Origin of the sequence: Bartonella sp. AP150HLJHH, from assembly GCF_042196385.1 — a bacterium.
In the GTDB taxonomy this organism is placed as follows: Bacteria; Pseudomonadota; Alphaproteobacteria; order Rhizobiales; family Rhizobiaceae; genus Bartonella.
In genome coordinates this window covers 1-10174 of record NZ_JBHIQC010000032.1, presented here as the reverse complement: position 1 = coordinate 10174, position 10174 = coordinate 1, and the positions used below count along the sequence as shown (strand labels likewise).

Below are 10174 nucleotides of genomic sequence, written 5' to 3'. Positions count from 1 at the left end.
CACACCGCCGTTTGTTGTTGAGTTGGTGCATATTCAATATCTTGTATAGGTGCATCTAATTGCTCTTGTTGTGCTTTTTTCATTTGTGAACGTTGCTTTTTTTTCAAAGAAAACAAAGCGATTTGAGCTTGTTTATAAGACATATCTGTTAGATTTTTTGCTCCCTGTAGCGTCAAAAGGAAATGTTCCTTCTGTTGATATTTCATTGCCTGATATATGCTTTAAAGTCATTTCTACGGTTACGTTGTCTGAACTCTGCTCTTTGATACGAGAGAACAAGGCAAAGTGATGTGTTGCAAGAGTTTCTTTGATTGAATCAATACATTTATCAAGCGTGGTATAGAGGCTTTTAGTATGTGTATTAATGGCGTTTTGTTCGATATCTTTGTATTCCATTTGCATAGCAGAAAGATCACGGACAAAGTTTTGACGCTCTTGTCGTTTTATCTCTTGTTCTCGCAATTCAAGAAGACGCTTGAGACGATCCATATCGACATCATTTTCTAAAGCTCTTTCTAAAATAAGCTCCATAGCTGTAGGTTTGATTTCACAATCGTTCGTTTTTTCCACTAATTCCGTTTGTGTGGTACTTAGTTCACTCATCTTGATTTCCTCCTATTTGAGCGCAATTCCCCCGTGGCGTGAATCACGCTTGTGTTAAAAAGTTGGTTGGTTGTTACAATCCTGTTTCTAGAGACTGTGTGATATTGACCACCTCCCCGTCTAAAAAGACGAGGAAATGAAATCATATTTTAAACTAAGCAGCTTTTACGACAGATCTTTCTAAGACTTGTTTTGCTTCTTTAATGAGAGCTTTATATTTTCTGTTTTCTTCATCTACTCTGAAGGCATCAAGAAGACGCACATGAATTGGACCTAAAAGATATAAAACTTTTTCACCAGCGTTCATTCCCTCCCAATAGCTTGGCAAATCAAAGCGTGTATCACGATCATAATCAACAGATTGGTTTCTTAGTTTTTTCTCACACTCAATAAAGTAACGACGTGCCTGTCGTCCTTTCTTATTACGTTCAACCATGGAAAGCTCTTTCGCCATATCTAAGGTGAGATGATATTCTACTGCTATAGCATTGTTTGCTTCCATTTTTTTGTGGAAGCGAATAAAATCTTGCCTTTCAAGAAAAGAATAAGCAATGATGCGTTTTTTTATCCAAGTAGAGAAATCTTGTTTGCTTTCCAAAAATGTATGCAAGTCACGCGCATTAACGGTTTGAACTGTTTCCTGATCAATTGTTTGTTCTGTAATTTTAATAAGAGTGTTCATAATGAACTCCTATGCAGTTAGATGTTTTTCATTGACATCCAATAAAGGATGCCGGGTGCTGAAAAACACGGTGCATAGTCCGTCGTTACGCTTTCCCCATAAAGAGTATTGTATAGCGTAACTACACCCGACAAGATCATTATATGCGTGTAACATACAACGAGTCAAAGCCTTTAATGTGCGGAAAATAAACTGTTTCGGCAATTCATCCGCTATGCATTTAAGGTGTTTTTCAAGCACCTGATTCGACAATAGACATACTGATATTATTTTGTCAATTAAAAAGTTTGAAAATTGACGCAAATAAATCATATCGATTTTATCAGTAAATTCGTATTTCTTTTCCATTATTGCATTCCTTAATTAATGCATGCTTTGTCTTTTAAGCTCTTGAGACAGCGCACCAATTCCTTTTGCTGTGATTTTTGCGCAAGGAATGACTTTTTCTATTCCACTCGCGGTTTGAAGCGTGATGGTTGGACAATCCATAAGTTGCTTTTGGATTTTATCTTGATACGGTAGCAAATTCCCACCCGCTGCTCGTCTGTAAATTCACCCTTTTTGCTGTAAGAATTGAATGAATTGTTTTGGTTGCATCTCGAGTATTTTAGCAGCTTCTGTAAGACCAAAGAGCCCATTATGACGCTGTAAGCTTTCAAGAGCCATGGCTTTTGGTGTTAAATCTTCAATGATGGTGTCTTTTTGATCTATTTGACCTTGTAGGTAATTCAAAAAGCCAATCATAGCCTTTGGACTTGAATAGTCGATTTGTGGTGTTACTACTTGCTTTTCCAACTCTTGCCAACGGTCTATAATCCTAGCGCGTAATGTCATGCTGTAACCGGAAACTAAGATAAGGCATTCACGCTTAGGGAGGTTGTAACAGTTTTGGGGCTTACCCTGTTTATCTAAATAGGTGGATCCAAATTTGGATTGACCCCCTTCAGGATATAATTCTCCTAACATTTGCCGAATATCACGCATAATATGCGCATGTTGCTTACCGCATAACTCTGCAATTTCACGACTAGACATCGTTTGAACTGTTGTGTTTTGAAAATTGCTTTCAGATGTTGTGATAAAATTATGCATGCTTTACTCCATTCATCGTGACAACATTTTCATTGTGCTTAATTTGCTGCCTTAGATGTTTTAAGAAATCTTCTAATGTTTCAGGATTTGAATAATCAATTTTTGAATTTGCTTTTTTTTCGCATTTCAGAAAATATTCACGCACTTGTTTACCTTTGAGACCAAGTTCACAAATGGCAATGTGTTTTGCTGTGTCTAAAGTGAGAGCATAATCTTTAAAAGGATTTCCACGTGAGGAGTTTGATAATTCTTTAGTAGAAAGTACAAAGTCTATATCTTCTCTAAAGCTAAGTTCTTTAATACAGTTTGTTATCCACTTTCTAAACTCGGTTTTTACCTCTAAAAAGGTATATAAATCACGAGCGCTAATAGTTTGAACCTTTTGATGCTGAATAATATTGTATTGAGTAGCAAGAAGCTTTTCCATTACAGACCTCATATTGGTGGGATTAAAGGGGGCGCTTTTTAAATGCGCCCTTTAGAATTTTTAAATCACATCACAAAGACGTAATTTATTTTGCTCTTCATAAGTACCGTAAATCTCATCATTATATTTTTCGTCTGCGATCTCGTCTAAAAGTTCTTGGTAAGCATCACTTTCGAGTACAAAGTCATGAACTTTACTCTCCTCATGGAGATGTTCGATATTTTCTTTTACATATGCTTCTGCAATTTCTTCAGAGATATCTTCACAATTATTCTCAGAAGGATTGATGCGAAAGATTTGGATTGCATCATCTGCTTCGTCAATAATTTTTAGAACTTGGCTTTCATCCAGTGGTCCCGACCGACCAATGTTTTGATCATCATCATAGACAACTAATAAAATTTCATCAGAATTTATAAGAATTGGATTTTCCATAATTTTTCCTCCCTAACGCCTCTTGGCGATTGTTTGTGCGTGGTTTGTATAATTACTTATATAACTATAATTATAAAACAGCAAGCAAAAAATTATAAAAAGTTATATTTTTTATAAAAAATATTATAATATCTTGCTGAATAAGAGGGGAGGATAATTAGCGATAAGTCCGAATCATCTTGCTGTAAGAACTTATTGGCAAAATAGCAAATATCTCTCCAACCCACACAATTTTAACATTCTTAATAGGTAAGGCATTCCAAGAAAGCAGATCTATTTCACCATTCATTCCCCTGCTAATCTGCTTTATATATCTTTTATTATCATGTGTTAAAATAACGGCTTCTTTGCCAAAAAAAGATTCTATTGTTTTAATTTGGCGCCGTCTTACGATAACCATATCTCCATCTTTATAGGCTGGAATCATAGAATCTCCTTTAACTTCAAAAGCAACCATCTCATCAGGTAAAGCAAAAGGAATTTCTACTTGTTCAAGACCATCTTCAGGGATTTGTTCAAAACTTGGATCTATCTGTGTTCCTGCTCCAATATACCCCATAAGAGGAACAAAAGTTGTGAAGTGATTATCCCCTTTTAGTTCTTTATATAATTCTAAAATGGCATCTCGATTAGAGCCGCGTGGATCAGAATCTTTTAACCACTTAGACACTGAAGCTTGTGTTACGTTTAGCCGTTTGGCTACATCTTCTTGCGTTAAGTTAAACTCGGTCAAAATCTTTTTTAATGTGCTTATGATATTAGATTTATTACTCATACTTCTGCTTACCTTATTTTTTTATCGTTGATAAAGATAATTTTCATTGACTTTATATAACTATAATTATATGAATAAAATAAGATAAAGCTATAATTGGAGCTTGTAAATGGATCAACGAGAAGATTTTAAGAATCTGACTAAGTCAATACGGGGCAAATTTAATTGGACACAATCAGAAATGGCGAAAATGCTTGGTGTAACTCAAGCAGCTGTTTGCAAGTGGGAAAAAAGAGGATCTATCTCCGTAATAAATTATCTCAAGCTGCAAAAGTTGAAGGATAGTTCTAGCTCTAGTTCTGCTTTTATTGCTGCTCCTACAGATAATAATGAACACCAGCAACACGATTCACACTCTTAAAGAAGAAAGATCAGAGATGATAGATGTCCCACATATCACTATAAGCAAGGTCAAGTTGATTAATCTTGTTAATAAGATTGGACGTGAAGACATATATTATGGTGTTCGCTCGCCTAATCAGACATGTGAAAGTTGCATAGATCCCTCATCAACAGGTTATCTTATCTATATACTGCAAAATATTTTTGCGCGTGATGATAGAAATTATTTTCCGTTATTGCCATACGATGATTTTAATCAATGGTTTTCATCTGCCTTTACGCAAGCTTTTACAACTTGGTTTGATAATTATTTTTCTCAAGATTTGTCATCTTTTCATCGCCTAAATGAGCTACTTTTGTTTACAGCTTTAGTCGAAAGTAATCTTGGCTTCTTAAGGGATGACCTCATCAAAAAAAGAGAAGAAGAAATCAAATTAATAAATGATGCGTGTAGTGTGCGTCTGAATTGAGTTAATCCACTTTTTTAAAGTCTATGAGGCTAGTTTGTGTTGTTACAGTCATTTTTGTTTCTGGTTGCAGTGGGGATGTATGGGTAATGATTAAAGTAACTTGGTCTTTTATATCTTCTTCACGTGCTGCTACAAAAATAAGGATTTTTGAAGGTTTGCCTTCTGAGGGAGCTATAGAAATATTAACATCGATTTCTTGTCCCGTTCGAAAATCCTTTGCTTTCTCACAGTATCCGGATGATATTGTGTGTGACGTTGGTCTGGCATCAGGATTAACATATGGTGATTGCATTTGCCGCAATCTTATTTCCGGTTTGTATCTAATGCCATATCCAAGAATAAAGCGAGAACCATCTTTTAGCTTTATATTTAAAACGTGGATGACAGTTTGTGCATTGTTTTTTATCTTTAAACAAAGAAGCGTCCACTTGCCTTTTGTTGGCAAATGGGGTCCAGTTGTATATATGGAAGGTGGCGTTTCTAAATCCTCTACTCTTTTGTTATCTAACAAAATTTTAATACGTTCTTCTGACCATTTGGCAAGATCTTTTGTCGATATCGCTTGCTCTTTAAGGGCTATCGTCTGCTCTTGGCTTTCTGCAAATTGCTTGCTTATCCATTCTCTATCTTCTTCTCGTTTTTTTGCAGCTGTTTCTAAATCATCTTTGCGGATTGTAGCGGCTTCTTTACGGTCTTTATTTCTTAAAATAAGCGCTACTGAAAGTGATCCGATAAATGACAGGAAACCCGTAAGAAATATCTTTATCCATTCTTGCATCTTTCCCCTCCCCACTTTTTTAGAATCGTTGGGAGGATACTTTTTCAAAAACATTTTTGCAAGACAAGCAATCACAACACGCTCTGTCATAGCAAACATATAAATACGTAGAGCCTTAAGGGGGGATTATGATCACTAACGCACAAACCATTTTATGTCTTGATCTAGGGACCAAGACAGGCTGGGCGATATGCGGTGCTGATGGTCACATAACAAGCGATACAGAAGATTTTCAATCACGCCGTTTTGAAGGCGGTGGTATACGTTATTTATGCTTTAAACGGTGGCTTACTGAACTAAAGAGATCTGTTGATGAAATTGACGCGGTGTATTTTGAAGAGGTGCGCCAGCATGTGGGTACAGACGCTTCTCATATTTATGGGGGCTTTCTAGCAACCTTAACAGCGTGGTGTGAACATCATCAGATACCATATGAAGGCATTCCTGTTGGCACAATTAAGAAGGCGACGACAGGAAAAGGCAACGCCTCAAAAGAAGAAATGATTAAGGCGGTATGTGCAAAAGGACATGTACCTAAAGACGACAACGAAGCAGATGCTTTAGCAATTTTATATTTGATGAAAGAAGGGGATATACATGTCCAGTAAAATACCATGGACGAGACTGTTTGCCGATAAATGGGCGGTGGTCGTCGATTATTTACCTCCTGTAGAAGGTAATATCTATATGAGATTGCGATTTCGCATGCTTCGTACTGGTGAACCTCTTTTTTGTAATATTAAAGTTTTATCTCATTACACTGGTTATTCAGTAAAGAAATTTGAGACAGCATTGAATGTTTTGCTAGAAGAGGGATACATCATTCGTTTAGAAGATGGTCGTTTGTGGAGTTCACAAGTTGAGGAGGAACTCAATAACTTCAATGAAGATCTAAATAATAATAAAGAACAGGAGGGGAAATATGTCAACTAAGTTAGCTTGGGTTCGTTGTTTTCCTTCTGATTGGGTATCTGATGCTAGTGGAATGACGTCGCATCAAATATCGACTTATATGATGTTGATATTGCTTATGTATAAGAAGAGACAGCCAATTCTTGAGAATGCCTCTATATTAGCACGCATTTCTGGTTGTTCAGTAAAAGCTTTTAATAAAGCGCTAGATTTTTTATTGAGTGATGAGAAACTGATACGTTTAGAAGACGGTCGTTTATGGAGTTTACAGGTTGAAGAGGAACTCAACAACTCTAATGAGAATTTGAATAAGTTTTCAGAGAGAGCGCAGAAGGCAGCGAAGGCAAGATGGGATAAAAATACAAAAGATGCTTGTGATATTAAGCATGATGCTAACAGCATGCTTAAGGATGCTAAGCATGATGCTTGTGATGCTATAACAAACAATACAAACATATATAATAAAAAAACTAAAACTATCGTTTTAGCAAAAAAAGAAATTGGTTCTGAAAGTTTAGCAACAATCGATTTGGTTGACGAACCAACAGAGGTTGCTGCTGTTGAGACCATATCAGAGCAAATCACAACGGGTGTAGACAACCAACCCCCCATTCACGAGCAAGAGAACGTTCCCAAAAAAGCAAAACGAGCGCAAGCTAATCGCGGTTGTCGATTGCCAGAAGATTTTGAACCTAATTTGCAATACGCAATCGATCAAGGATTAACGCATGATGAGGCGCTGTTAGAGTTCGAACGGTTCACAAATTACTGAATAGCAAACCTAGGTAAAAATGCAAACAAACGAGATTGGCAAAGGACTTGGTACAATTGGGTTACAAGCCCTATCGGAACGCTAGCAAAGAAAAAAGCAAGATTAGAACAGGAAAAACGGTTAGGTGGTTATCATGGAAAATTCACTCAGAAAACTTTCACAGAACAGCTTGCAGAAGGCTTCAACGAACTCAGAGATCATCTCTCATCTGGAGAAGATTATGGAAATGATCAGTCTGGGGTATCCATTGACGCTGAAAGCTGGGAATACATTGACGAAACAGGAGGAAGAGCAAACCTTAGATGCTTGCAATCTTCCACAAGCGTTGCTCTCTGTGAAAGCTTCAGTTAAGCAAATTGAGCAAGCTTCTTTCCTACTCTCAAGCATGAGAGTCCCTGCGAACACAGATTCCAAAGCCGTTGTTCTATCCTATAGCATGATGCTGGAACGGATTTCAGCATATGCTCTGAAAAAAGGCGTCGAAGATATCGTAACTGGTCAAGCAATTGGGATATCAAAAACATTTATGCCAACTTGTGGAGAGCTTTTAACTTATTGCCAGACACTAGAAAATACCCTTCTTTCAAAAGCCGAAACTGTACGTAGAGCAATTGAAAACACACGTGAGAAAACACTCAAAGAAAAAACAGCGAAAGAGCATTTTAGACCACTAACGCTTGTTCACAAGCAAGAGCTTGAAGAGACTTTAAATGGCATTGGTGGGATAATGAAACGCTTTGGTCCACAGCAAACTAGTGAAAAGTGCTGATCATTTTACGATTAGGTATGTGTTTAAATCGACAAAAAGGTACCGTACAAAGCGATTTAAAGATTTTATTATTAAAAAACCATATCCGCAATATAAAACGCTCTGTACGGTCAAATTTTAAGTAAATAGACCAATTGGTAAAATTATGGACTAAAAACATGAGAATATTAAAAGACCTATTCTTAAAAAAGCGTAAACAACCAATGCAAAAAGAGTTTGTTGCAACAGCTGTTGGTTATGTTCCTTGGGGGGACGGAGCAGAGGAGTATTTTTACAACCTCTACGAATATGAAGACGGCACAAGAGAGTGTGAAAAGTTTGACGGTGGTCAGTATTACACCATACCAGAAAAGGCAGATTTTAGCACCAAAGCGCAAGTGAAAGCATGGGTTTACGGTGGTGCTATTCCGAAAAGCGTTCTCAATTACGAACCTCTTATAGATGAGATCAATAAAGAGATCAAAAAATTATCGGAAGCCGCTTGACATTATTACAGCAATATGAATAATCGAATTAGGTGCCTGAAAACACCTTGATAACAAGCGGATTAGTTGCCGAAATAACTAATCTTCTAGACATTAAAGATTTTGACTCGTTATATGCTGTAGCATATAACGATCTTGTCGGGTGCAGTTATGCTATACAATACCTTCATGGGGAAAGCGTAACGACGGACTTGTTACCGTGTTTTCAGCACCCGGCACTCTTTTAGAATGTCAATGAAAACATATTAAGTAACAAGGAATTCATCATGAACACTCTTATTAAAATTACAGAACAAACTATTGGAAAAGAAACAGTTCAAACTGTCAATGCACGCGAGTTGCATACGTTTTTAGAAGTCAAATCCGAATTTAGAAATTGGATAAAAAATCGCATTGAGGAGTATGGTTTCCTAGAAAATAAGGACTTTATAAGTTTCGCTAAAATTTTAGCGAAACCTAATACCTTTCAAGAAAATCAAGGCTTTGTGAGTTTTACTAAAAATTTAGTAAAACCTAAAGGCGGTCGTCCAAGTACAGAATACCACATCACTTTAGACATGGCGAAAGAGCTCTCAATGGTGGAACGTAATGAGAAAGGACGTCAAGCACGCCGTTACTTTATTGAGTGCGAGAAGAAACTAAAAAGCCAATCTGTTGATTATGATAATGATACACGCTTTGATTTGCCAAGTTATTGGGAAGGTATGAACGCTGGTGAAAAAGTTTTGTATCTTCTGGGTCCAATTCATGTTCGTCTTCTTGATGCCTTCAGAGTAGATGAAGAAAACAGAAAATACAAAGCTCTCATTAAAGAAGCAAAACAAGTCTTAGAAAGATCTGTCGTAAAAGCTGCTTAGATTAAGACACATCTCTCCTCCCCGTTATCAACAATGGGGAGGTGGTTGGTTTAGCTGCCACTTGCTTTTTTTAAGACTTCACCCATACGTGTTCGCCAGTCTTTTCCTTGTTTTTTAAAAGAGGCAATAACATTTGGGTCGAGACGGAGAGTAACCGCTTGTTTAGGAGATTCAACGGGTGGACGCCCACGTTTACGGCGTTCTTCTGTTACATACTTAAAAAAGGAGGCTGGTAAAACGTCTTTAGCTGGCTTTAAGCGTGCAAGTTCTTCATCTGTTAGTGGTGGGGAATCCACAGCGTCCCAATCTTCTTTTGTGTAGCCACATTCTGTTTCAAAGGTTTTTTTGATAGTCATTGAAAACCTCTCTTTCTTTTTTATTCGCTTGACGAAAACTGATAATGGATATCGCTTCATTGCCAAGCTTTGCAAAAACAATAACTGTTGTGCCATCAGCAAAATGTCCAATAGCCTTCATGCGGTTTGAATGTGTTGCATCAATAAGAGCATGTTCCCAGTCAAAGTAAATAACATCAGCAAAATCAAGCTTATGTTTATCAATGTTTAAAGCTCTTTTTGGTTCATCCCACACTATCTTCATATATTTTATGTACACGAAAAATAAAACTTTGTCAATAATTAAAGTGTACAATAATTCGTATAAACCATTCAAAATGGAGCAACTATGAATAAGAAGAAGCGTAAGGGTCTATCGGTTCGTGCGTTTGCGAAGAAGATGGGTGTTTCACATAATGCGGTGGTTTCTCGGATAAAGA

16 protein-coding genes and 2 pseudogenes are annotated in these 10174 nt (G+C 36.9%); 8 read left to right on the top strand and 10 right to left on the bottom strand.

The genetic code is table 11. The features are described 5' to 3' along the window. Positions 1 to 132: 132 nt before the first annotated feature. From ACFING_RS08415 to ACFING_RS08385, 7 genes and pseudogenes are all read right to left on the bottom strand, one after another. Positions 133 to 603: an ERF family protein gene (locus tag ACFING_RS08415; RefSeq protein WP_375630458.1), complete on the bottom strand. Its 471-nt coding sequence runs from the start codon at positions 601 to 603 to the stop codon at positions 133 to 135. A 154-nt stretch (positions 604 to 757) separates the two neighbouring features. Beyond that, positions 758 to 1285, bottom strand: coding sequence for an antA/AntB antirepressor family protein (locus tag ACFING_RS08410; protein ID WP_375630457.1), 528 nt, complete (start codon positions 1283 to 1285; stop codon positions 758 to 760). 9 nt (positions 1286 to 1294) lie between these two features. Next, positions 1295 to 1633, bottom strand: coding sequence for a hypothetical protein (locus ACFING_RS08405; protein WP_375630456.1), 339 nt, complete (start codon positions 1631 to 1633; stop codon positions 1295 to 1297). A 15-nt stretch (positions 1634 to 1648) separates the two neighbouring features. Next, positions 1649 to 2377: pseudogene (locus ACFING_RS08400) on the bottom strand (Rha family transcriptional regulator). Continuing rightward, on the bottom strand, positions 2370 to 2804 hold the full coding sequence (locus ACFING_RS08395) for an antA/AntB antirepressor family protein (RefSeq protein ID WP_375630455.1): 435 nt from the start codon (positions 2802 to 2804) through the stop codon (positions 2370 to 2372). Before ACFING_RS08395 ends, ACFING_RS08400 begins: the two are co-directional and overlap by 8 nt. Positions 2805 to 2864: 60 nt before the next feature. Further along, complete coding sequence (locus tag ACFING_RS08390; protein WP_375630454.1) at positions 2865 to 3239, bottom strand: hypothetical protein; 375 nt, start codon at positions 3237 to 3239, stop codon at positions 2865 to 2867. Positions 3240 to 3396: 157 nt separating this feature from the next. Further along, entirely contained in the window at positions 3397 to 4014 is a 618-nt protein-coding gene (locus ACFING_RS08385) for a helix-turn-helix transcriptional regulator (RefSeq protein ID WP_375630453.1), read from the bottom strand. 109 nt (positions 4015 to 4123) lie between these two features. Here ACFING_RS08385 and ACFING_RS08380 point away from each other — a divergent pair, with 109 nt between their 5' ends. Both ACFING_RS08380 and ACFING_RS08375 read left to right on the top strand, forming a co-directional pair. Further along, positions 4124 to 4375: a helix-turn-helix transcriptional regulator gene (locus ACFING_RS08380; protein WP_375630452.1), complete on the top strand. Its 252-nt coding sequence runs from the start codon at positions 4124 to 4126 to the stop codon at positions 4373 to 4375. Positions 4376 to 4391: 16 nt separating this feature from the next. Beyond that, positions 4392 to 4826, top strand: coding sequence for a hypothetical protein (locus ACFING_RS08375; protein WP_375609734.1), 435 nt, complete (start codon positions 4392 to 4394; stop codon positions 4824 to 4826). A gap of 1 nt (position 4827) precedes the next feature. On the opposite strand, the gene ACFING_RS08370 is transcribed toward ACFING_RS08375, so the two are convergent. Further along, on the bottom strand, positions 4828 to 5703 hold the full coding sequence (locus ACFING_RS08370; protein ID WP_375630451.1) for a hypothetical protein: 876 nt from the start codon (positions 5701 to 5703) through the stop codon (positions 4828 to 4830). Between the two features lie 29 nt (positions 5704 to 5732). Here ACFING_RS08370 and ACFING_RS08365 point away from each other — a divergent pair, with 29 nt between their 5' ends. The 6 genes and pseudogenes from ACFING_RS08365 (at position 5733) to ACFING_RS08340 (ending at position 9399) form a co-directional block, all read left to right on the top strand. Beyond that, positions 5733 to 6212, top strand: a complete 480-nt coding sequence (locus ACFING_RS08365) for a crossover junction endodeoxyribonuclease RuvC (protein WP_375630450.1) — start codon at positions 5733 to 5735, stop codon at positions 6210 to 6212. After that, positions 6202 to 6537: a DUF1376 domain-containing protein gene (locus ACFING_RS08360; protein WP_375630449.1), complete on the top strand. Its 336-nt coding sequence runs from the start codon at positions 6202 to 6204 to the stop codon at positions 6535 to 6537. The genes ACFING_RS08365 and ACFING_RS08360 overlap by 11 nt, the downstream gene beginning before the upstream one ends. Next, positions 6527 to 7639 (top strand): annotated as a pseudogene (locus ACFING_RS08355) (DUF1376 domain-containing protein). Before ACFING_RS08360 ends, ACFING_RS08355 begins: the two are co-directional and overlap by 11 nt. Then, a complete protein-coding gene (locus ACFING_RS08350) occupies positions 7536 to 8057 on the top strand; it encodes a hypothetical protein (RefSeq protein ID WP_375630447.1) in 522 nt (173 codons plus the stop codon). Before ACFING_RS08355 ends, ACFING_RS08350 begins: the two are co-directional and overlap by 104 nt. 158 nt (positions 8058 to 8215) lie before the next feature. Next, the gene (locus ACFING_RS08345) at positions 8216 to 8542 is read left to right on the top strand and encodes a hypothetical protein (RefSeq protein WP_375630445.1); all 327 of its coding nucleotides are present in this window, start codon (positions 8216 to 8218) and stop codon (positions 8540 to 8542) included. A gap of 266 nt (positions 8543 to 8808) precedes the next feature. Next, positions 8809 to 9399 carry an antA/AntB antirepressor family protein gene (locus ACFING_RS08340; RefSeq protein WP_375630444.1) on the top strand — a complete coding sequence of 197 codons (591 nt, stop codon included), beginning with the start codon at positions 8809 to 8811 and terminating at the stop codon, positions 9397 to 9399. Between the two features lie 50 nt (positions 9400 to 9449). Here the strand turns inward: ACFING_RS08340 and ACFING_RS08335 are convergent, their stop codons facing one another. Both ACFING_RS08335 and ACFING_RS08330 read right to left on the bottom strand, forming a co-directional pair. After that, entirely contained in the window at positions 9450 to 9755 is a 306-nt protein-coding gene (locus ACFING_RS08335; RefSeq protein ID WP_375630443.1) for a BrnA antitoxin family protein, read from the bottom strand. Beyond that, positions 9733 to 9999, bottom strand: coding sequence for a BrnT family toxin (locus tag ACFING_RS08330; protein ID WP_004856729.1), 267 nt, complete (start codon positions 9997 to 9999; stop codon positions 9733 to 9735). The genes ACFING_RS08335 and ACFING_RS08330 overlap by 23 nt, the downstream gene beginning before the upstream one ends. Between the last annotated feature and the right edge of the window lie 175 nt (positions 10000 to 10174).